The following is a 20,030-nucleotide window of genomic DNA, read 5'->3' as shown; positions in this document are numbered from 1 at the left end:
CTATCCCACGGCCTTCGCCGCCGCACGGCCGGCATTGCGTCCCGAGAACAGGCAGCCGCCGAGGAAGGTGCCCTCCAGCGAGCGATAGCCGTGCACGCCGCCACCGCCGAAGCCGGCGGCTTCGCCGACCGCATAGAGGCCGGGAATGACGCTGCCCTCCGCGCCGAACACGCGCGAGTCGAGGTCGGTCTCGAAGCCGCCCAGCGTCTTGCGGGTGAGGATGTTGAGCTTGACCGCGATCAGCGGCCCCTGCGCGGGATCGAGGATCCGGTGCGGCGAGGCGGTGCGGATCAGCTTGTCGCCGATATAGCGCCGCGCATTGTGGATGTTCATCACCTGCGCGTCCTTGACGTAGGGGTTGGCGATCTCGCGGTCGCGCGCCTCGATCTGCATCCTGATGTGCTCGAGCTTGAGGAGGTCGCTGCCGGCGAGCTTGTTCATGGCCGCGACGAGATCCTCGATCTTGTCGCGTACGATGAAGTCGACACCATGGCTTTTGAACGCCTCCACCGGCGCCGGCGCGCCCTTGTTGGTGGCGCGGCGCAAGGTCATCCGCCAGCTCTTGCCTGTGAGATCGGGGTTCTGCTCCGATCCCGACAGCGCAAATTCCTTCTTGATGATGCTCTGGGTCAGGATGAACCAGGAATAATCATAGCCCGTGGACATGATGTATTGGAGCTGTCCGAGTGTATCGGAGCCGGGAAACAACGGCGCCGGCAGCCGCGTGCCTGTTGCGTCGAACCACATCGAGGACGGGCCGGGCAGGATGCGGATGCCGTGGCGCGGCCAGATCGGATTCCAGTTCTGGATGCCTTCGACATAGTGCCACATGCGGTCGCGGTTGATCAGCCGTGCGCCTGATTTCTCGGTGATACCGATCATGCGGCCGTCGACATGTTCGGGCACGCCCGAGATCATGAATTTCGGCGGCTCGCCGAGCCGCTTCGGCCAGTTCTGCCGCACCAGCTCGTGGTTGCCGCCGATGCCGCCGGACGCCACGATCACGGCCTGCGCCTTCAGCGCAAACTCGCCGACCACATTGCGTGACGAGCTCTTGCCGCGCTCGACATTGTCAGGCGCGAGGATCGCGCCGCTGACACCATCCACGGTGCCGTTGGTGATGGAGAGCGCATCGACGCGATGGCGGAACTTGAAGGTCAGCCGGCCGCTTTTCATGGTCTCGCGCGCGCGGCGCTCGAACGGCTCGACGATGCCGGGGCCGGTGCCCCAGGTGACGTGGAAGCGCGGCACCGAATTGCCGTGGCCCATCGCGTCGTAGCCGCCGCGCTCGGCCCAGCCGACCACCGGGAAGATGCGATGCCCCATCGCGCGCAGCCAGTCGCGTTTCTCGCCGGCCGCAAACGCCACATAGGCCTCGGCCCATTGCCGCGGCCAGAAATCCTCGTCGCGGTCGAAGCCGGCGGTGCCGAGCCAGTCCTGCATGGCGAGGTCGAACGAGTCCTTGATGCCGAGCCGGCGCTGCTCCGGCGAATCGACCAGAAACAATCCGCCGAACGACCAGAACGCCTGGCCGCCGAGCGACTGCTCGCCTTCCTGGTCGACCACGATCACGCGCTTGCCCGCGTCCGCGATCTCGGTTGCGGCAACCAGTCCGGATAGTCCTGCACCGACGACGATGACATCCGTCTTTTCAGCCATGTGTTTCCCCCTCCATCGGTTCCCCCCTGTAGTTGTCCGGATTGAAGCCAGCGGTTGTAACTGAGATCAAGGGCGTGAGGCGTAAGAGTCCGTTAACTTGTTCCAGTTTGGGACCGAAGCGGACCTGGTGCAGCGCCGACGCAACACTGGATTTGAATTTGTTTTGAGCGAGCCGGCGCGCCTAGACAAAACCACGGTTACGACGGACGCTAGTCACGCATCACGAACCTGACACGCAGATTCGAAATCGACTGGGGCGGGGGACAATGAGGTTTCTGACTGGGGTGCTTGCGACGGTTCTGCTGATCGCTTGCATGGGGGCTTCTCACGCGGTGGTTCGGATCGCGGATGACCGCGGCGGCCGGATCGGGACTTACGTCGACAGATACCAGGACCTGCGCCAATCAGGCGATACGGTCATCATCGACGGCCTCTGTGCTTCGGCCTGCACCATCGTCCTCGGCGCCATTCCGCGCGACCGCATCTGTGTGACCTCGCACGCGACGCTCGGCTTCCACGCCGCCTGGGATTTCGGGGCCAACGGCCGCGCCATCACCAATACCGAAGCGACCCAGATGCTCTATGCGATGTATCCCTCGCAGGTGAAGCGCTGGATCAGCCAGCGCGGCGGCCTCACCCCGCACATGCTGTTCCTGAGGGGCAAGCAGCTCCAGGCGATGTACAAGCCCTGCTACCTCGACGCGCAGGCCTCGACCAACCGACCCCTGCGCCGGGTTCTCCCGCAAGCGGAACAGTTGGAGTCCGCTCGGGGTCAGCTGCTTCGCTGACGTCATCGGCGTGATCTGATTCCCGGGAAATATTGCGTGGAACACCCGCGGCGCTTGCCCGGGCCCGGGCCAGCGCCTATTTGAGTGGCAAGGGAACCGGGCTTTCGCCCCGGTCATTGTCATGGCTCAACCGCTGCACCCCGCACATCCTGTATCGGACAATTCGCCCACTGCCGGCCGGACGCCGCCCGTGCTGCTGTTGGCTGGCGCTGGGATTGGCGGACTCGTCGTCCTCGGTGCGCTGGCGCTCTGGTTCCACTATGGCAGCCAGGTGTTCTTCGAAATGATCAGGACCGGCTTTGCCGCCTGCTTCTGACCTGCGACAGGAAGTTTTTCGCTCATGAGCTCCACCGCCCGTCCGCTGGTGATCGCGACCGCCTTCGCCGCAAGCCTCGTTGTCGGGCTCCTGATCGTGTTCTGGGCCATGGGCGGGGTCAGCAAGGTGGCGCAGCCGGCCGCGATCGGCGGCCCGTTCCAGCTCACCGACCAGCATGGCAAGGCCGTCACCGAGAAGAACCTGAAGGGCAAGCCGACCCTGATCTTCTTCGGCTACACCCATTGCCCCGACGTCTGCCCGACCTCGCTGTTCGAGATCTCGGAAGTGCTGCGCGCGCTGGGCAAGGACGCCGACAAGGTCAATGCCGTCTTCATTTCGGTGGACCCCGAGCGCGACACGCCCGCGACGATGAAGGACTATCTGTCGAGCTTCGATCCGCATCTGGAAGGCCTCAGCGGCGATCCGGCCGAGACCGCCAAGGTGATCACCTCCTACCGGGTCTATGCCAAGAAGGTCCCGACCAAGGACGGCGACTACACCATGGATCACACCGCGCTGATCTACCTGATGGACCGCGACGGCCGCTTCGTCTCGCCGTTCAACCTGAAGCGGACCCTGGAAGAGGCTGCGGCGGACCTGAAGCGGTATCTCTAGGCTCGTCATCGCCGGGCTTGGAGCCAATCGGCGCTCGCGTTCCCGGTGGGATGGTCTATAAGGCCCTCCGATCGCAATGAAATTCATTCATTTCCGGCCGATGGCTCCATCGCAACAGGCGAAATCGTCCAAATCCGCCCGTCGGCTCCTGACCGGGCTGGTCGTCGGCGCCTGCCTGCTGGCGAGCCTGCCCGGCGCCGAAGCGCAGGCCCCCGCCAAGCAGCCGCCGGCGGCGCCCCAGGGAACGCAACAAGCCACGCCGCAGGCGGCCCCGCAGGCCGTGCCCGGCTTCTGGGACCCGCGGCGGCGGCCGGAGCGGCCGGACCTGTCGCGCCTGACCGTGATCCGCTTCCTGACCGAGACCGACTATCCGCCGTTCAATTACACCGGCGCCGACGGCAATCCGGCCGGCTTCAACGTCGATCTCGCACGCAGCCTGTGCGAGGAGATCAAGGTCACCTGCACGGTGCAGATGCGCCGCTTCGAGACGCTGGTCGACGCGCTCTCCTCCAACCGGGGCGATGCCATCATCGCCTCGATGGCGGTGAGCCCGCAGCTCCGCGCCCGCGTCGATTTCACCGATCCCTATTACCGCGTGCCGGCGCGCTTCGCCTCGCGCAAGGATGCGGTGATGCCGGAGATCCGGCCCGAATATCTCGAAGGCAAGAAGGTCGGCGTCATCGCCGGCTCCGCGCATGAAGCCTATCTCAAGGCCATGTTCACCGACGCCGAGCTGCACGGCTATCCCAACGACGATGCGCTCCGCGCCGCACTTCGCAAGGGCGAGGTCGATTTCATCTTCGGCGACGCCATCTCGCTCGCGTTCTGGATCAACGGCACGGATTCCGGCGATTGCTGCGCCTTCTCCGGCGGCCCCTTCGTCGAGAGCCGCTTCTTCGGCGAGGGCATCGGCATCGCCGTGCGCAAGGGCAACGACGTGCTGCGCCAAGCCCTGAACTGGGCCCTGTTCCGCGTCTGGGAAAAAGGCCGCTACACCGATCTATGGCTGCGGTATTTCTCGGTGAGCCCGTTTTAGCCAACGATCGTCATTCCGGGGCGCGCGAAGCGCGAACCCGGAATCTCGAGATTCCGGGTTCGATGCTGGCGCATCGCCCCGGAATGACGACCAAGACCATTTTTGCATTCTGCCGGGAAATCGCTATTTTCCGCGGCCCGGAGGCCTCTTAGATGTCCGTTATCGATCTTGCCGCGAACCCGAGCGACCTGCGTGCGCTCGCCGAACAATCCAACGCCTGGCCGTTCGAGCAGGCGAAGGCCATTGTCGCGCGGCTGAAGAAAAGCCCGAAGGACGAGGTGCTTTTCGAGACCGGCTACGGTCCGTCCGGCCTGCCGCATATCGGCACGTTCGGCGAGGTCGCGCGCACCTCGATGGTGCGGCATGCCTTTCGGGTGCTCACCGAGGACAAGATCAAGACGCGGCTCTTGGCGTTCTCCGACGACATGGACGGGTTTCGGAAAGTGCCCGACAATGTCCCCAACAAGGAGATGCTGGCCGCGCATCTCGGCAAGCCACTGACGCGGGTGCCGGATCCGTTCTCCAATGAATACCCGTCGTTCGGCGCGCATAATAACGCGCGCTTGCGCGCGTTTCTGGATCATTTCGGCTTCGACTACGAGTTCGCGAGCTCGACCGACTATTATACGTCGGGCCGCTTCGACGCGACGCTGCTCAAGATGCTCGCCGCCTACGACAAGATCATGGCGATTATCCTGCCGACGCTCGGGCCCGATCGCCGCGCGACCTATTCGCCGTTCCTGCCGATCAGCAAGACCACCGGTGTCGTGCTTCAGGTGCCGATGATCCGCCGCGACGTCGCGGCCGGCACGGTGACCTATGTCGATCCCGACACCAATCAGGAAGTCGAAACGCCCGTCACCGGCGGCAACGTCAAGTGCCAATGGAAGGCCGACTGGGCGATGCGCTGGGTCGCGCTCGGCGTCGACTACGAGATGGCCGGCAAGGATCTGATCGATTCAGTGAAGCTCTCCGGTGCTATCGCCAGGGCGCTCGGCGCAACGCCGCCCGAAGGTTTCAACTACGAACTCTTCCTCGACGACAAGGGCCAGAAGATCTCGAAGTCGAAGGGCAATGGCCTCACCATCGACGAATGGCTGCGCTACGCCTCGCCGGAATCGCTGTCGCTGTTCATGTACCGCGAGCCGAAGGCGGCGAAGCGGCTGTATTTCGACGTCATCCCGCGCAACGTCGACGACTACCAGCAATTCATCGACGGCTTTGCCAGGCAGGACGGCAAGCAGCAACTCGGCAATCCGGTCTGGCACATCCACAACGGCAAGCCGCCGCAAGGCGACATGCCCGTCACGTTCCAGCTCCTGCTGACGCTGGTGTCGTCGTCCAATGCGGAGAACGCCGAGACGCTGTGGGGCTTCATCGGCCGCTATCGTCCGGGCGTGAGCCCGCAGACGCATCCGAAGCTCGACGCCATGGTCGGCTATGCCATCAACTACTACCGCGACTTCGTCGCGCCGACGAAGCAGTTCCGCGTGCCCACCGACACCGAGCGCGCCGCGCTCCAGGATCTGCGCGAAGCGCTGTCGCAGCTGCCGCAAGATGCGTCGGCTGAAGACATCCAGAACGTCGTCTACGAGATCGGCCGCCGCGAGCCGTTCCTCGACCAGGTCAAGAAGGGTAAGGACGGCCGTCCCGGCGTCACGCTCGACTGGTTCAACATGCTCTACCAGGTGCTGCTCGGCCAGGAGAAGGGACCGCGCTTCGGCTCCTTCGTCGCGGTGTACGGAGTGCAGAACGCGGTCAACATGATCGACGGCGCGCTGGCCAGGAGCGCGTAGCACTTGTAGCCCGGATTGCGCTTGGCTCATCCGGGCTACGATTTCGCGCCCGGCTCAGATCGAGCGCAGCACGAAGCGCCGGTTGTCTTTCTGCACCGGGCGGGCGTTCATCGGATAGAGCTTTGCGAACGCGCCGACGTCGGTGGCCGACACCTGGATCGGGTCGGTCAGCAGCAGCCATTCGACCACCTCCGAGCAGGGCGGCGTGGTCAGCGAGCCGGAATAGCGGAAGTAGCTCAGCCTGTGCGGCAGCATGGTGTGGGGATCGATGCCCGCATCGGCCTTCACCGCGGGGCCTTCCGCCGCTGGCATGGTCTTGACGATCTTGCCGAAGGCCGCATTCGGCTTGCCTTCCGCCATCAGCACGCCGACCACGGCGAGCCCGCCGGCATCGTTGCGATGCACGAAGTGCGCTTCCATCGGAAAGTTCTTGCCGCCGATCATGTGCTCGCTCGGCCGGTGGAAGTGCACCTGGAGCAGCTTGTACTTGACGTCGCCGAGCATGAGCGTGCTGCCTTCGGCGAAGTTGAGCTGGATCGTGTGCCCGTTGTTGACGATGGTGTCGGCGCTCTTGCCCCAGTTCAGCTTCAGAACCGGCAGTTGCGACTTGATCGTCGCCTCGATGTCGATCGGCGATTGCTGCAGGCCGACCGCGCAGGCCTTGTTGGCGGCGTCGAGATCGCCCCATTTGGCCGGGCCGCCGGCGCCCTCGTAGCTCCAATGCGTGCCTTCGGCGGCAAAGGCGGGCTTGCACAGCGGACAAAGTGCGAGGCCCGCCAGGGCCTTCAATGCGTGACGGCGATTCATCTTATCCCCCTGCGAAAAATCGGCCGCAACCTATGCGAGAGGGACGGTGAGTCGCAAGATCGCCGGGGCGAGACGCAGAGCGGCCGGTGTCATGGTCCGGTCACGACGCAATCACTGGCTCGCCCACACGATTCGCGCGATCCAGCCGACATCGCCCGGCGCCATCGTGTGCTCGGCCAGCGACGCATCGAGCGGCTGCAATTCCAGTGCCTTTGCCGTGCGGCGCTTCAGCGTCGCGACCGTCAGCCCTCCCGCCTTGGTCTTCACCACCACGCGATCGCCTTTGCGGATCGGCGCGCCGGGTGAGATCAGGATGATGTCGCCGTCGCGATAGGCGGGGGCGAGCGCATCGCCGGAAATCTCCAGCGCAAAAGTGCGACTGTCCTCGGCGGTGGGCAGCGCAAGCTCGGTCCAGCCCTTGCCGGATGGAAAGCCGGATTCGTCGAAGGCGCCGCTCGCGCCGGCCAGTGCAAGGCCGAGCAGCGGCACCGAACGGCCATTGCCGGCGTCGTCGCCGATCAGCTCCGCAAAGATGTCCATCGAGGATCCGGCCGCCGCCAGCGCTTTCGCGATCGATTCGGTGGATGGCCAGCGCTCGCGCCCGTCGGGGGTGACGCGCTTGGACTTGTTGAAGGTGGTGGGATCGAGCCCGGCGCGCTTGGCGAGACCGGACGGCGACAGGCCGGCGCGCGCCGCCAGCCGATCCAGCGCGACCCAGATCTGGTCGTGAGTCAGTATCCTCTGCGCTTTGGCCTGTCTGACCATGGGAGGTCCAGCCCGTCGCAACTCAGGAAAACTGTCCTCAAATCAACCGGTTTTCCGTTTTTCGCGCAAGGGGTGGCGGCTAACTCTTGAGTTCGGGAGGGGCCGCCTTTACGGTCGCGCCGGGTTTCAGGAACCCGCACGAGACGAAAAAACCCAAAAGACTCAAAGAGCAAACAGGGCTGCGTAAGCGGTGGTCAAGATCTACAAAATCTGTCCGGCCTCGGCCTGGCGCGAGGCGGAACGGGAGGGGGTCTACCGGGGCAGCGCGGACGATTCGCGCGACGGTTTCATCCATTTCTCGACCGCGCCCCAGGTTCCCGAGACCTTGCGCAAGCATTATTTCGGGCAGCGCGCGCTGTTCCTGGTCGAGGTCGACGGCGACGCGCTCGGCAGCGAATTGCGCTGGGAGCGCTCGCGCAATGACGAGCTGTTTCCGCATCTCTATGGCGAGCTCGATCTCGGCGCGGTGCTGTCGGTGATGAATCTCAACATGCGCTCCGATGGCGGCCACGACGTTCCGGAGCTTATCCCGTGATCCGCGCCTTCGATGCATTTTCGCTGCCGGTGCTGCGCTGGCTCGATCCGGAGGACGCCCATCGCCTCGCGATCCAGGGCCTGCGCTTCCTGCCGCCGGTCAAGCCGCGGCCTGACGATCCCAAGCTCGCGGTGCGCGCCTTCGGGCTCAACTTCCCCAATCCGATCGGCATGGCTGCGGGCTTCGACAAGAGCGCGGAAGTGCCGGATGCGCTGCTGCGACTCGGCTTCGGTTTCGTCGAGATCGGTTCGGTCACGCCGAAGCCGCAAGCCGGCAATCCGCGGCCGCGGCTGTTTCGCCTCGAGCGCGACGAAGCCGTGATCAACCGCATGGGCTTCAACAATGACGGTGCCGAGGTCGCACTGCGCCGGCTCGCGGCGCGCGCGCAGCACGGCGGTATCGTCGGCGTCAATGTCGGCGCCAACAAGGATTCGCCGGATCGCGTTGGCGATTACGTCAAGCTGATCGAGACCTTCGCGCCGGTCGCAAGCTATTTCACGGTCAACGTCTCCTCGCCGAACACGCCGGGCCTGCGCAATCTGCAGGAAGGCGCGCTGCTCGACGATCTCCTCGCACGTGTGATCGACGCGCGCGAGCGGGTACGCCAGAAAGCCGGCGACACGCCGGTGCTGCTCAAGATCGCGCCGGACCTCAGCCTCGCCCAGCTCGACGACGTCGTGCAGGTGGCGCGGTCGCGCCGGGTCGACGGCATGATCGTGTCGAACACGACGATCGCGCGGCCGAGCACGCTGCGCGAGGAGATGCGCGCCAAGGAGCAGGGTGGCCTGTCCGGCCGGCCGCTGTTCCGGTTGTCGACGCGCATGGTCGCGGAGACCTATGTGCGCGTCGAGGGCGCGTTCCCCTTGATCGGCGTCGGCGGCGTGGACTCCGGCGGGGCCGCGCTGACGAAGATCCGCGCCGGCGCGAGCCTGATCCAGCTCTATTCGTCGCTGGTCTACAAGGGGCTCGGCCTCGTCGACGAGATCAAGCGCGACCTCACCTCGACGCTGCTTCGCACGGGCCGGGATTCGCTGTCCGAGATCGTCGGCGCCGATGCGGCGACGCTCACGGCGGAGGACTGGCCGGGGATGTAGCCGCCGCTACGGCTCTTCTACGATTTCGGGAACGTCGCCCTGAACTGCGCCGGATAGCGTGCAGCCTGCAGGCCGCCGCGCGAGACGTAGGAGGCGATCAGCGCGCCCCACAGTCCGGCGTTGCCGAATGATTGCAGCGCCCACCAGGCGGCGAAGAAAATCGCGAGCGATAACAGCATCAGGTTGCGCATCTCGCGCGCCCAGGTGGCGCCGATATAGATGCCGTCGAAGCCGAAGGCGAACACGCCGGGAATGGGCGCCAGCACGACGAACGGCAGGAATTCGCGCGCGCTGCGCCGAACGGCTTCGCTGGCCGTCATGAAGTCGATCAGGGCCGGTCCGAACAGCGCGAACAGCACGGCGACGACGATTGCGAAGCCGAGCCCCCATAGCAGCACCAGCCGGGTCGAGTCCGAAAAGCCCCTGGCGTCGCGTGCGCCAAGCGTGCGGCCGCAGAGCTGCTGGGCTGCGTTGGCGAGGCCGTCAAGGAAGAAGGCGCTGACCAAAAGGAAATTGTTGAGCACGGAATTCGCCGCCAGCGTGACGTCGCCGGCCCGCGCGCCCTTGGCGGTGAAGAACAGGAACACCGCGATCAGGGCCGCGGTGCGGATTAGGATGTCGGAGTTCACCGCCAGCAGCCGCATCAGCTTGGCCCGGTCGAACAGGGCTGCGTACGGCACGGCGAAGCCGCCGTCGGCATAATGGCGGCAGACGCTCACGCCGAGCGCGAACCCGACCGCCTCCGACAGCAGCGCGGCAATCGCCGCACCCGCGATGCCGGCGTCGTAGACCAGCACCAGCAGGATCGTCGCCACCATGTTGACGAGGTTGATGACGATTTGGAGCAGCAGCGCCGGATTGGCGCGGGCCTTTCCGATCAGCCAGCCGAGGATGACGTAGTTGGCGAGCGCGAACGGCGACGACCAGATCCGGACCATGAAATAGGTCTTCGCGGCGCGCGTCACGCCCTCGCTGCCGCCCATCAGGTCGAACAGCACGGTGGCCAGCGGTAATTGCAGCGCAATCAGCGCCGCGCCGATCAGGCCCGCGACGATGAAGCCCCGCACCAAAATCACGGTCTGCTCGTGCGTCTCGCCGGCGCCCAGCGCCTGTGCGGTGAAGGCGAGCGTGCTCATGCGCAGGAAGCCGAACAGCCAGAACAGGCAGTCGAAGATCACGGAGGCCATCGCGACGCCGCCGAGCAGCGCGGCATCGTCGAGCCGTCCAATCGCGGTGGTCGAGACCACGCCGATCAGCGGCGTGGTGAGGTTCGCGACCATCGCGGGGCCGGCGATGGCGAACACCTGACGGGAGCCGATCTTGAGGGGGACGGGTGCGTGCATGTCAGAACACGAGCACCATGCCGTCTTCGGCGGCGAGATGCGGCACGTCTTCCAGTCGCGACAGCATGTCGTCGCTCATATGGGTGAGGACGAGGCGTTTTGCGCCGATGGCGGGGAGGTGCTGTTCCAAGGTCTTCAGGCTGAGGTGGTTCTTGACCACCTTCTCGTACATATAGGCTTCCGCAATGAAAAGGTCCGCGCCATGCGCCAGTGGAATGAGCGTCTCCGTCCATTCGGTGTCGGCGCTGTAGGCGAGCGCGCGGCCTTCGGCCTCGACGCGGTAGGCCAGAAACGGCCCGCCGGATTCGCCGTGCACGACCGCATAAGGCATCACGGTCACCGCGCCGAAGGATCGGCTTTGCCCGGGCGCGAGCTCGATGACGGACAGTTCGAAGCGTTGCTTGGTCCTGGAGGAGTGCTCGAACAGCGCTTCCATCACCTGCGTCAGCCGCGTCTCGAGGCCTTGTGGGCCCGCGATGGTGAGCGGCCGGGTCCGCCGGGAAAATTGCGCATCGAGCAGGACAAACGGCAGACCGGCAAAATGGTCGCCGTGGAAATGCGTGATCAGGATCAGGTCGATCTCGTCGCGGTCGATCTCGAGCCGCTTCAACGCCGGCAGCGCCGACGCGCCGCAATCGATCAGGAAATTCGCCGCGCGCCCCGAGACGTGGAAGCAGGTGTTGAGCCTGCCGCCCGAGCCGAAGGCGTCGCCGCAGCCGACAAAGCGTATTTGCATCGGCTGCGGGCTCCCTGAGTATGACCCGGAGCTAGCGGCGCGGCGCGCCGAACACGCGCGAGAGCAGCCAGATCGGGATCACGATGACGGCGCCGAGCAGGAAGTAGCGCCACAGCCAGTTGACGGCATCGAAGCCGAGATCCCACAGCCGCTGGAACAGCAGGCGAATGCTGTAGATGATATTCCAGGGATCGAAACCGATCGCCGCCAGCACGACGCCGACCAGGATCGAGAGCAGGACCAGGCGAAACGCGACCGCCAGCGGCGAGCCGCCGAGAAAGCGGTTCAGCCCGTCGCTGCGGCCGGCCGGCAAATCTCTGACGTCGTGGGCCATCTCGAAAAACTCCTCGCGGGGATTCGCCCCGATTATAGGTCACGGCGGGGCACATGGGGAACCCGCAACGGAGCGTCAATGGCTGTCGGCGGAAGCCGCAACCTTAATTGTTGGTAGGGATTCGTCCGCTTTCAGCATCTTTTCCAGCGTTTCCAGCCGGTCGGCCTCCCTTGGCGGCTTGTCCCAGCGCAGGCGGCTGATGCGGGGAAAGCGCATGGCGACGCCGGATTTGTGCCTCGGCGAGCGCTGCAGGCCCTCGAACGCCACCTCCAGCACCAGCCCCTTGTCGCCCTCGTGCACGACATGCCGCACGGGCCCGAATTTTTCGGTGGTGTTGCGGCGGACGAAACGGTCGATCTGCAAGAGCTCCTCGTCGGTGAAGCCGAAATAGGCTTTTCCGACCGGCACCAGCTCGTCGCCGCTCTCCCCCTCGGTCCAGACGCCAAAGGTGTAGTCGGAGTAATAGGACGAGCGTTTGCCATGGCCGCGCTGCGCATACATCAGCACGGCGTCGATGATGTGCGGATCGCGCTTCCACTTCCACCACTGGCCCTTCGGCCGTCCGGGGAGATAAGGCGCATCGCGCCGCTTCAGCATGACGCCTTCGACGGCATCGGCATCTTCGCCCGCGCCGGCACTCGAAGGATCGGCACGCGCCGCGGTCAGCGCCTCCCAGCTTGCGAAGGGGACGGTGGGCGACAGGTCGATGCGGGAATCGCCGAGCTTTCCGATGAACGTCTCCAGCCGCCCCCGCCGCTCCGCGAACGGCAGCTCGCGCAGATCGTTCTCGTCGTCGCCAAGCAGATCGTAGGCGCGGAGGTGAATCGGAAACTCCTTGATCAGCTTCGGCGAGACGACCTTGCGGTTGAGCCGCTGCTGCAGGACGTTGAAGCTCTGTACGCGTCCCTCGCGCAGGATCAGAAGCTCGCCGTCGATCGCGCCTGGCAGCCGCAGCGACGGCACGAGATCCGGAAAGCTCCCCGTGATGTCCTCGCCGGTGCGCGAATAGAGCCGCGCCGTGATGTGGCCGCGCTCGTCGCGTCCGGCCACCGCCTGGACGCGGATGCCGTCCCACTTCCATTCGGCGATGTAGTCGGCGGGATCGAGGTTTTGGAAATCGTTGTCCTCGATCGCATGGGCCAGCATCACCGGGCGGAACGGCGCCGGATCGCGATTGACCGGTTTCTCGCCGCGGCCTTCCAGCCAGGCGAACAAATCGAGATAGGGCGGCGCGAGCCCCGGCCAGATCAGCTCGACCTCGTGCGGGTCCTTGTCGCCAAGCGCGGCGGCCGCGGTCTTGGCGAGGCGCGCGGAGATACCGATGCGGAGCGCACCGGTGACGAGCTTCAGCAGCGCCCAGCGGCCGGTCTCATCCAATTCGTCGAGCCAGCGTTCGAGCTGCTTTGGCAGCTCGGTCTTGCCGAGCGTGCGGAGTGTGGTGACGACCTCGGTGAGGGTTGGCGGCGGTGGGCTGTTGTGGTTGCTGGGGTGGAGCGCATCGCCGGCATCTCGCCCGTGGTACCCCTCTCCCTGACCCTCCCCCGCAAGGGGGGAGGGGACGGGGAGGCTGGCGCGTCCATCACTCGCCAAATCATTCTCAGTCGTCGAGCCCGTCTGCCGCCGCGCGCGCAGCTGCGCTCCCTCCCCCCTTGCGGGGGAGGGCGGGAGAGAGGGGTGGCCCGGAAAAGACTCGCTGTTACCAGGCACCCGCCGCGGCCACATCAGCGCCACCGTTTCCGAGAGGTCACCGACATAATCGTAACTCAGCCCGAACAGCACCTCATCCGTCCGCGCCGCGATGAGATCGCGGATCAGCGCGGGCTTGGCATGCTTGAAGCTCAGCGCACCTGTCAGCGCCGCCAGTGCGTAGCCGCGGTCGGGGTCGCCGACCTCGCGGAAATAGCCCGTGATCAGTCGCAGCTTGTTGTTGCGGCCGGGCTCGTAGGCGAGGCGGTCCAGGAGTTCGGCGAAGCGGTTCATGCCTCGGCCTCGTCTGCAACGGCCGTCTCGCTTTCCTCCTCGTCGCCATAGCCGACGAGATCGAGCGGCTGCGCGCGTAGGCCTTGCGACCTGCACCAATGCACCAGCGCGTCTTCCTGGCCGTGGGTGACCCAGATCTCGCCGGCGCCGGTCGCGGCGATCGTCGCGGTGAGGCCGTCCCAATCGGCGTGGTCGGAGATCACCAGTGGCAGCTCGATGCCACGCTGCCGCGCGCGGGCGCGCACGCGCATCCACCCCGAGGCGAAGGCGGTGACGGGATCGGGAAAACGCCTCGTCCAGAGATCGGACGTCGCCGACGGCGGCGCCAGCGTGATGGTGCCGGCGAGCGCCGCCTTTTTCATGCCCTGTACCGGCCGCAGCTCGCCGAGCCCGATCCCGCGGCTTTGATAATAGTGCGTGATCTTCTCCATCGCGCCGTGCAGGTAGATCGGCGCGTCATAGCCGGCCTGGCGCAGCAGCGCGATCACGCGCTGCGCCTTGCCAAGCGAATAGGCGCCGACCAGATGCGCGCGCTCGGGGAACAATGCCACGGAGGCCAGCAGCTTCCTGACCTCGTCGGCGGCATCGCCATGCCGGAACACCGGCAGTCCAAAGGTGGCTTCAGTGATGAAGACGTCGCAGGGCACGAGCTCGAACGGCGTGCAGGTCGGGTCGGGCGCATCCTTGTAGTCGCCGGAGGCGACGATGCAGGTGTCTTTGCAGGTCACCGCGATCTGCGCCGAGCCCAACACATGACCGGCCGGATGAAATTTGACGCTGACGTCGCCGAGCCGGATCTCCTCGCCATAGCGGATGACTTGCGTCGATCCCGCAAAGTTCTCGCCATAGCGCAGCCGCATCATGTCCAGCGTTTCCTGCGTCGCCAGCACCGCGCCGTGGCCGGCGCGGGCGTGGTCGGAATGGCCGTGGGTGATCACGGCCCGCTCCACCGGGCGGACAGGGTCGATATGGAAGCCGCCGGGCTTGCAGCACAGGCCGGCAGCAGCTGGCAGCAGGATGTCTTGGGGGCGCATAGAGGTCATATAGGCACCGGTGCTCCGATATTCACCGGTCATGCGCGGGCTTGACCCGCGCATCCATCCTCTTAAACAGTTCCCTTTTTGATGGATTGCCGGGTCAAGCCCGGCAACGACAGTCCTCGGTTCCCAATGCCCCTGCGCCTGTTCCTGACCTCCGGCGATCTCATGGCCGACCGCCGCTTCGAGTTCGCGCGCGACCTCCAGCTCAAGGGCGATCTGCCCGCCGCCGCCGACCTCATCGAGCAGGCGATCGAGCTGGCGCCGAACTTCACCTCGGCCTGGTTCACGCTTGGCGAAATCCGTCAGCAGCTCGGCGAGCGCGACAAGGCGATCGCGGCGTTCCGCGAAGCGCTCCGCTCCGATCCCGATGACCAGCACGGCGCCCACCTGCATCTGATGCGACTCGGCGATGCGCAGTTGTCGGAAATGCCAAAAGCCTATGTGCAGGCGTTGTTCGACCAATACGCGCCGCGCTTCGAGCACACGTTGATCAACGATCTCGGCTATCGCGCCCCCAGCCTGATCTTCAAGGCGGTGCTGGCCGCGCGCGTCGCCGCAAAGAAGCCGGCCTTCTTCAAACGCACCATCGATCTCGGCTGCGGCACCGGGCTTGCGGCGGCGGCCTTCGCCCGACAGGTCGATCATTTCATCGGCATCGATCTGTCGCCCGGCATGATCAAGGAGGCGCGCGCGACGAACCTCTATGCCGAGCTCGAGGTCGCCGACATGATCGAAGGCCTGCGCGGCAAGGGTGATGGATGCGCGAACCTCGTCGTCGCCGCGGATGCGTTCGTCTACCTCTCCGATCTCGCACCGGTGCTCGGCGAAGCCAGACGCGTGCTCGTATCCGGCGGCGTGCTCGCCTTCACGCTGGAGACGCATGACGGCAGCGGCATCGTGCTTGGCGAAGGCCTGCGCTATGCCCATTCGGTGGAATATGTGCGCGACGTGATGGCGAAGGTCGGTCTCAAGCTCCTCACACTGGAGCCGGCCTCGCCGCGCAACGAGAACAACGAGCCGGTGCGCGGCCTCGTCGTCGTCGCCGAGAAAACTTGAGTCTAGGCGCTAACATCCTGCGATTTGAGCGTCATTGCGTCGCAAAGCAATGACTTCCCACTTGCGAGCCGTGCGGCGATGCCAGCACAATGCGCGCATCAGGGAGAAACAAATAATGACAAAGAATCCATCACGGCGCGATTTCAGCGCCGGCGCGCTTGCAACCATCGCCGCATCCACATTGCCCGCGCCGTATGTCTGGGCCGCGGAGAAGAAATATGATGCGGGCGCCAGCGACACCGAGATCAAGATCGGGCAGACCGTGCCGCATTCCGGCCCCGGCTCGCTCTACGGCGTACTGGGCCGCATCGGCGAAGCCTATTTCCAGATGCTGAACGAGAAGGGCGGCATCAACGGGCGCAAGATCAAATTCCTCACCATGGACGACGCCTACAGCGCGCCGAAATGCGTCGAGGCAACGCGGCGCCTGGTCGAGCAGGAAGAGGTGCTGGCGCTCTACGGCTCGCTCGGCACCGCGCCGCAGACCGCCGTGCACAAATATCTCAACTCCAAGGGCGTGCCGCAGCTGCTGCTCAACACCGGCGCGTCGAAGTGGAACAATCCGAAAGAGTTCAAGTGGACGATGGCGGGCCTGCCGCTCTATCCGACCGAGGCGCGCATCCTGGCGCGGCACGTCGTCGCCGTGAAGCCGAACGCGAAGATCGGAATCCTCTATCAGAACGACGACTTCGGCCGCGACTTCCTGGGTCCGTTCAAGAAGGTGCTGGCCGATGCCGGCGGCACGGCGCAGGTGATCATGGAGCAGACCTACGATCTCACCGAGCCGACCGTCGATTCCCAGCTCATCAATCTCTCGAAGTCGGGCGCGGACGTCTTCTACAACATCTCCACCGGCAAGGCGTCGTCGCAGTCGATCCGCAAGGTGGCCGAGCTCGGCTGGAAGCCGCTGCAGCTGTTGTCGGCCGGCTCGACCGGCCGCTCGATCCTCAATGCTGCGGGCCTCGAGAACGCGGCCGGCATCGTCGCCATCCGCTACAACAAGGAAGTCGGCCTGCCCAAATGGGAGAAGGACCCGGACGTGATGGCGTTCGAGGAGCTGCGCAAGAAGTACACGCCGGCGATCGACCCCGACAACACCATCGCCTTCGCCGGCTACGGCCAGGCCGTGACCATGGGCGAGATCCTGCGCCGCTGCGGCGACGATCTCACCCGTGCCAACGTGCTGAAGCAGGCCTCGACTCTCGCCGGCTTCCACTCGCCCTATTTCCTCGACGGCGTCACCTACAGCTACACGCCCGAGGACTACACGCCGATGAAGACGCTCTTCATCTCCACCTTCACCGGCAAGGACTGGGACATCTCCGACAAGCCGATGTCGGAGTAGGGTCTTTCCTCGATCGAGATGCCGTAGGGTGGGCAAAGGCGCCCTTGCGCCGTGCCCACCACCTCCCCGGGCAACCGGGTGCGGATGGTGGGCACGCTTCGCTTTGCCCACCCTACGAGAGCCCCACCCCTCGACGAACCCACCCCCACGGCTTACCTGTGATGCCGTGCCGCCCCGCATCCTCAAATCCCCGGCCCGGACGCCAGCGCTACTGCCCGACCGCTTCCAGGCGTGGTTCGCGGGCCGCGGCTGGGAGCCGCGTGCGCATCAATTGGCGCTGCTGGAGAAGGCGCGCGAGGGCCGCTCGGCGCTGCTGATCGCGCCCACCGGCGCCGGCAAGACGCTGGCGGGATTTCTGCCGACGCTGGTGGAGCTGTCGACCCAGGCGATCGAGCGGGACACCGCCGCGAAGAAAAGCTTCCTTTCCACCGGCCGCGATGTTCGCCGCGCCGGCGGCCTCCACACCCTCTACATCTCACCGCTCAAGGCGCTCGCGGTGGATATCGCCCGCAACCTCGAGCGTCCCATTGCCGAGATGGGGCTGCCGATCAAGGTCGAGACCCGCACCGGCGACACGCCGGTGTCGCGGCGCCAGCGGCAGCGGCGCTATCCGCCCGATATCCTGCTGACGACGCCTGAGCAGCTCGCGCTGCTGCTTTCCTCCGACGACGCGCCGTTCCTGTTCTCCTCGCTGAGACGCATCGTGCTCGACGAGCTCCACGCGCTGGTGACGTCCAAGCGCGGCGATCTGCTCTCGCTGGGGCTTTCGCGGCTGTGGCGGCTGGCGCCGCAGCTGCGCGCGATCGGTCTGTCCGCGACCGTGGCCGAACCGGAATCGCTCGCGCGCTTTCTCGTGCCGCAACCCAAGGACAAAGCCGAATCGGCCGACATTGTCATCGCCGGCGGCGCGGCGCCGCCGCTGGTCGAGATGCTGGACACGCGCGAGCGTTTGCCCTGGGCCGGCCACAGCGCGCGTCACGCGCTTCCCGAAATCTACGAGCTGATCAAAGCGAACAGGACCACGCTCGTCTTCGTCAACACCCGCAGCCAGGCCGAGATGCTGTTCCAGAATCTCTGGAGCATGAACGACGACAACCTCGCGATCGCGCTGCATCACGGCTCGCTCGACGTCGCCCAGCGCCGCAAGGTCGAGGACGCGATGTCAGCGGGCAGGCTGCGCGGCGTCGTCTGCACCTCTTCGCTCGACCTCGGCGTCGACTGGGGCGATGTCGATCTCGTCGTCAATATCGGCGCACCCAAGGGCTCCTCGCGCCTGATGCAGCGGATCGGCCGCGCCAATCACCGTCTCGACGAAGCCTCGCGCGCGGTGCTCGTGCCGGCCAACCGTTTCGAGGTCTTGGAGTGTCGCGTCGCCATCGATGCCATCGCCGAGAATGCGCAGGACACGCCGCCCTTGCGCACTGGCGCGCTCGACGTGCTGGCCCAGCACGTGCTCGGCTGCGCCTGCGGCGAGCCGTTCTATAGCGATGATCTCTACGATGAGGTGCGGTCGGCGGCGCCCTACGCAAACCTCTCGCGGCAGGATTTCGACGACGTCGTCGATTTCGTCGCCTCCGGCGGCTACGCGCTGAAAACCTATGAGCGCTTCGCCCGCATCAAGCAGGACAAGGAGGGGCGCTGGCGCGTCGCCAATCCAAAGGTGCGGCAGAGCTACCGCCTCAACGTCGGCACCATCGTCGAGGAGCCGATGCTGAAGGTGCGGCTGGTGCGCGGCCGTTCCAGCGGCACCGGATCGACCGGCGCGATCGCGCGCGGTGGCCGCGTGCTCGGTGAGATCGAGGAATATTTCATCGAGGGCCTGACCGCCGGCGACACCTTTGTGTTCGGCGGCGAGGTGGTGCGTTACGAGGCGCTGGCCGAGGACCAGGTCTACGTCTCCCGCGCCAACGACAAGGACCCGAAGGTGCCGTCCTATATGGGCGGCAAGTTTCCGCTCTCGACCTATCTTGCCGAACGCGTGCGCCGTCTGCTCGACGACCGCCGCGCATGGAATGGCCTGCCCGAGCAGGTGCGCGACTGGCTGTCGCTGCAAAAGGACGTCTCGCGCGTGCCCGGCGTGCGCGAGCTGCTGGTCGAAACCTTTCCGCGCGGCAACAAGCATTATCTCATCTGCTATCCCTTTGAAGGCCGGCTCGCGCACCAGACGCTCGGCATGCTGCTGACGCGGCGGCTGGAGCGTGCCCGTGGCCGGCCGCTCGGCTTCGTCGCCAACGAATACGCGGTGGCGATCTGGGGGCTGGGCGATGCCTCCTTCATGATCCGCAACGGCCAGCTCGATCTCGATGCACTGTTCAACCCTGATATGCTCGGGGACGATCTCGAAGCCTGGCTCGCCGAATCCGCGTTGATGAAGCGCACCTTCCGCAACTGCGCGCTGATCTCCGGCCTGATCGAGCGCCGCTTCACCAGTGAGGAGAAGAGCCGGCGCCAGGTGCTGTTCTCGACCGATCTCGTCTACGACGTCCTGCGCAAGCATCAGGCCGACCACGTGCTGTTGCGTGCCGCTCGCGCCGACGCCGCCACCGGCCTGCTCGATCTGCGCCGCCTCGGCGACATGCTCGGCCGCATCCACGGCCGCATCACGCATCGGGAACTCGACCATGTCTCCCCGCTCGCCGTGCCCGTGATGCTGGAAATCGGCCGCGAGTCAGTCTATGGCGAAGCTGGAGACGAGCTCCTGGCGGAAGCCGCCGACGAGCTGGTCAAAGAGGCGATGGGATAAGAGCAGGTCTTGACGTGACGGCAAGCGCGCTGGTTTCAGGAG

Annotated in this window: 18 protein-coding genes; 10 read left to right on the top strand and 8 right to left on the bottom strand. The window is 65.7% G+C overall.

Annotated features, from left to right (window positions below):
- A complete protein-coding gene (locus tag NLM15_RS41950; protein WP_254123846.1) occupies nt 1-1,659 on the bottom strand; it encodes an FAD-binding dehydrogenase in 1,659 nt (552 codons plus the stop codon).
- 266 nt (nt 1,660-1,925) lie between these two features.
- Here NLM15_RS41950 and NLM15_RS41945 point away from each other — a divergent pair, with 266 nt between their 5' ends.
- The 5 genes from NLM15_RS41945 to NLM15_RS41925 all read left to right on the top strand — a co-directional run bounded on the left by NLM15_RS41945 (nt 1,926) and on the right by NLM15_RS41925 (nt 6,210).
- Complete coding sequence (locus tag NLM15_RS41945) at nt 1,926-2,447, top strand: hypothetical protein (RefSeq protein WP_254123845.1); 522 nt, start codon at nt 1,926-1,928, stop codon at nt 2,445-2,447.
- 121 nt (nt 2,448-2,568) lie between these two features.
- Nucleotides 2,569-2,763 (top strand): hypothetical protein, encoded by a 195-nt coding sequence (locus tag NLM15_RS41940; protein ID WP_254123844.1) that lies wholly within the window; start codon nt 2,569-2,571, stop codon nt 2,761-2,763.
- A 24-nt stretch (nt 2,764-2,787) separates the two neighbouring features.
- Nucleotides 2,788-3,378 (top strand): SCO family protein, encoded by a 591-nt coding sequence (locus tag NLM15_RS41935; RefSeq protein ID WP_254123843.1) that lies wholly within the window; start codon nt 2,788-2,790, stop codon nt 3,376-3,378.
- Nucleotides 3,379-3,478: 100 nt separating this feature from the next.
- A complete protein-coding gene (locus NLM15_RS41930; RefSeq protein ID WP_254124714.1) occupies nt 3,479-4,414 on the top strand; it encodes a transporter substrate-binding domain-containing protein in 936 nt (311 codons plus the stop codon).
- A 152-nt stretch (nt 4,415-4,566) separates the two neighbouring features.
- Complete coding sequence (locus NLM15_RS41925; protein WP_254123842.1) at nt 4,567-6,210, top strand: lysine--tRNA ligase; 1,644 nt, start codon at nt 4,567-4,569, stop codon at nt 6,208-6,210.
- A 54-nt stretch (nt 6,211-6,264) separates the two neighbouring features.
- Here the strand turns inward: NLM15_RS41925 and NLM15_RS41920 are convergent, their stop codons facing one another.
- Together NLM15_RS41920 and NLM15_RS41915 are read right to left on the bottom strand one after the other, a co-directional pair.
- Entirely contained in the window at nt 6,265-7,017 is a 753-nt protein-coding gene (locus NLM15_RS41920) for a carbonic anhydrase (protein WP_254123841.1), read from the bottom strand.
- A gap of 111 nt (nt 7,018-7,128) precedes the next feature.
- Nucleotides 7,129-7,782, bottom strand: coding sequence for a helix-turn-helix transcriptional regulator (locus tag NLM15_RS41915; RefSeq protein ID WP_254123840.1), 654 nt, complete (start codon nt 7,780-7,782; stop codon nt 7,129-7,131).
- 190 nt (nt 7,783-7,972) lie between these two features.
- On the opposite strand from NLM15_RS41915, the gene NLM15_RS41910 reads away from it, so the two are divergent.
- Together NLM15_RS41910 and NLM15_RS41905 are read left to right on the top strand one after the other, a co-directional pair.
- Nucleotides 7,973-8,317 carry a DUF952 domain-containing protein gene (locus NLM15_RS41910; RefSeq protein WP_254123839.1) on the top strand — a complete coding sequence of 115 codons (345 nt, stop codon included), beginning with the start codon at nt 7,973-7,975 and terminating at the stop codon, nt 8,315-8,317.
- Nucleotides 8,314-9,411, top strand: coding sequence for a quinone-dependent dihydroorotate dehydrogenase (locus NLM15_RS41905; RefSeq protein WP_254123838.1), 1,098 nt, complete (start codon nt 8,314-8,316; stop codon nt 9,409-9,411). The genes NLM15_RS41910 and NLM15_RS41905 overlap by 4 nt, the downstream gene beginning before the upstream one ends.
- Before the next feature lie 17 nt (nt 9,412-9,428).
- On the opposite strand, the gene NLM15_RS41900 is transcribed toward NLM15_RS41905, so the two are convergent.
- The 5 genes from NLM15_RS41900 to NLM15_RS41880 form a co-directional block, all read right to left on the bottom strand.
- A complete protein-coding gene (locus NLM15_RS41900; RefSeq protein ID WP_254123837.1) occupies nt 9,429-10,754 on the bottom strand; it encodes an MATE family efflux transporter in 1,326 nt (441 codons plus the stop codon).
- A 1-nt stretch (nt 10,755) separates the two neighbouring features.
- Entirely contained in the window at nt 10,756-11,490 is a 735-nt protein-coding gene (locus NLM15_RS41895; RefSeq protein ID WP_254123836.1) for an MBL fold metallo-hydrolase, read from the bottom strand.
- A 31-nt stretch (nt 11,491-11,521) separates the two neighbouring features.
- Nucleotides 11,522-11,824: a DUF6460 domain-containing protein gene (locus NLM15_RS41890; RefSeq protein ID WP_254123835.1), complete on the bottom strand. Its 303-nt coding sequence runs from the start codon at nt 11,822-11,824 to the stop codon at nt 11,522-11,524.
- Between the two features lie 75 nt (nt 11,825-11,899).
- Nucleotides 11,900-13,804 (bottom strand): ATP-dependent DNA ligase, encoded by a 1,905-nt coding sequence (locus tag NLM15_RS41885; protein ID WP_254123834.1) that lies wholly within the window; start codon nt 13,802-13,804, stop codon nt 11,900-11,902.
- Complete coding sequence (locus NLM15_RS41880) at nt 13,801-14,838, bottom strand: ligase-associated DNA damage response exonuclease (RefSeq protein ID WP_254124712.1); 1,038 nt, start codon at nt 14,836-14,838, stop codon at nt 13,801-13,803. The genes NLM15_RS41885 and NLM15_RS41880 overlap by 4 nt, the downstream gene beginning before the upstream one ends.
- A gap of 135 nt (nt 14,839-14,973) precedes the next feature.
- Here NLM15_RS41880 and NLM15_RS41875 point away from each other — a divergent pair, with 135 nt between their 5' ends.
- From NLM15_RS41875 to NLM15_RS41865, 3 genes are all read left to right on the top strand, one after another.
- Complete coding sequence (locus NLM15_RS41875) at nt 14,974-15,900, top strand: class I SAM-dependent methyltransferase (RefSeq protein ID WP_254123833.1); 927 nt, start codon at nt 14,974-14,976, stop codon at nt 15,898-15,900.
- A 115-nt stretch (nt 15,901-16,015) separates the two neighbouring features.
- Nucleotides 16,016-17,245 carry an ABC transporter substrate-binding protein gene (locus tag NLM15_RS41870; protein ID WP_254123832.1) on the top strand — a complete coding sequence of 410 codons (1,230 nt, stop codon included), beginning with the start codon at nt 16,016-16,018 and terminating at the stop codon, nt 17,243-17,245.
- Between the two features lie 166 nt (nt 17,246-17,411).
- Complete coding sequence (locus tag NLM15_RS41865; RefSeq protein WP_254123831.1) at nt 17,412-19,988, top strand: ligase-associated DNA damage response DEXH box helicase; 2,577 nt, start codon at nt 17,412-17,414, stop codon at nt 19,986-19,988.
- Nucleotides 19,989-20,030 lie beyond the last annotated feature (42 nt).

Origin of the sequence: Bradyrhizobium sp. CCGB20 (assembly GCF_024199855.1) — a bacterium.
In the GTDB taxonomy this organism is placed as follows: Bacteria; Pseudomonadota; Alphaproteobacteria; order Rhizobiales; family Xanthobacteraceae; genus Bradyrhizobium.
Note: the sequence above shows the minus strand (reverse complement) of the source record. Positions and strands in the feature narration are given on the sequence as shown.

What these genes read in the sequence shown, in the direction of transcription:
- NLM15_RS41950 (WP_254123846.1), bottom strand. Translation starts at nt 1,659, where the DNA reads ATGGCTGAAAAGACGGATGTCATCGTCGTCGGTGCAGGACTATCCGGA.
- NLM15_RS41945 (WP_254123845.1), top strand. Translation starts at nt 1,926, where the DNA reads ATGAGGTTTCTGACTGGGGTGCTTGCGACGGTTCTGCTGATCGCTTGC.
- NLM15_RS41940 (WP_254123844.1), top strand. Translation starts at nt 2,569, where the DNA reads ATGGCTCAACCGCTGCACCCCGCACATCCTGTATCGGACAATTCGCCC.
- NLM15_RS41935 (WP_254123843.1), top strand. Translation starts at nt 2,788, where the DNA reads ATGAGCTCCACCGCCCGTCCGCTGGTGATCGCGACCGCCTTCGCCGCA.
- NLM15_RS41930 (WP_254124714.1), top strand. Translation starts at nt 3,479, where the DNA reads ATGGCTCCATCGCAACAGGCGAAATCGTCCAAATCCGCCCGTCGGCTC.
- NLM15_RS41925 (WP_254123842.1), top strand. Translation starts at nt 4,567, where the DNA reads ATGTCCGTTATCGATCTTGCCGCGAACCCGAGCGACCTGCGTGCGCTC.
- NLM15_RS41920 (WP_254123841.1), bottom strand. Translation starts at nt 7,017, where the DNA reads ATGAATCGCCGTCACGCATTGAAGGCCCTGGCGGGCCTCGCACTTTGT.
- NLM15_RS41915 (WP_254123840.1), bottom strand. Translation starts at nt 7,782, where the DNA reads ATGGTCAGACAGGCCAAAGCGCAGAGGATACTGACTCACGACCAGATC.
- NLM15_RS41900 (WP_254123837.1), bottom strand. Translation starts at nt 10,754, where the DNA reads ATGCACGCACCCGTCCCCCTCAAGATCGGCTCCCGTCAGGTGTTCGCC.
- NLM15_RS41895 (WP_254123836.1), bottom strand. Translation starts at nt 11,490, where the DNA reads ATGCAAATACGCTTTGTCGGCTGCGGCGACGCCTTCGGCTCGGGCGGC.
- NLM15_RS41890 (WP_254123835.1), bottom strand. Translation starts at nt 11,824, where the DNA reads ATGGCCCACGACGTCAGAGATTTGCCGGCCGGCCGCAGCGACGGGCTG.
- NLM15_RS41885 (WP_254123834.1), bottom strand. Translation starts at nt 13,804, where the DNA reads ATGAACCGCTTCGCCGAACTCCTGGACCGCCTCGCCTACGAGCCCGGC.
- NLM15_RS41880 (WP_254124712.1), bottom strand. Translation starts at nt 14,838, where the DNA reads ATGCGCCCCCAAGACATCCTGCTGCCAGCTGCTGCCGGCCTGTGCTGC.
- NLM15_RS41875 (WP_254123833.1), top strand. Translation starts at nt 14,974, where the DNA reads ATGCCCCTGCGCCTGTTCCTGACCTCCGGCGATCTCATGGCCGACCGC.
- NLM15_RS41870 (WP_254123832.1), top strand. Translation starts at nt 16,016, where the DNA reads ATGACAAAGAATCCATCACGGCGCGATTTCAGCGCCGGCGCGCTTGCA.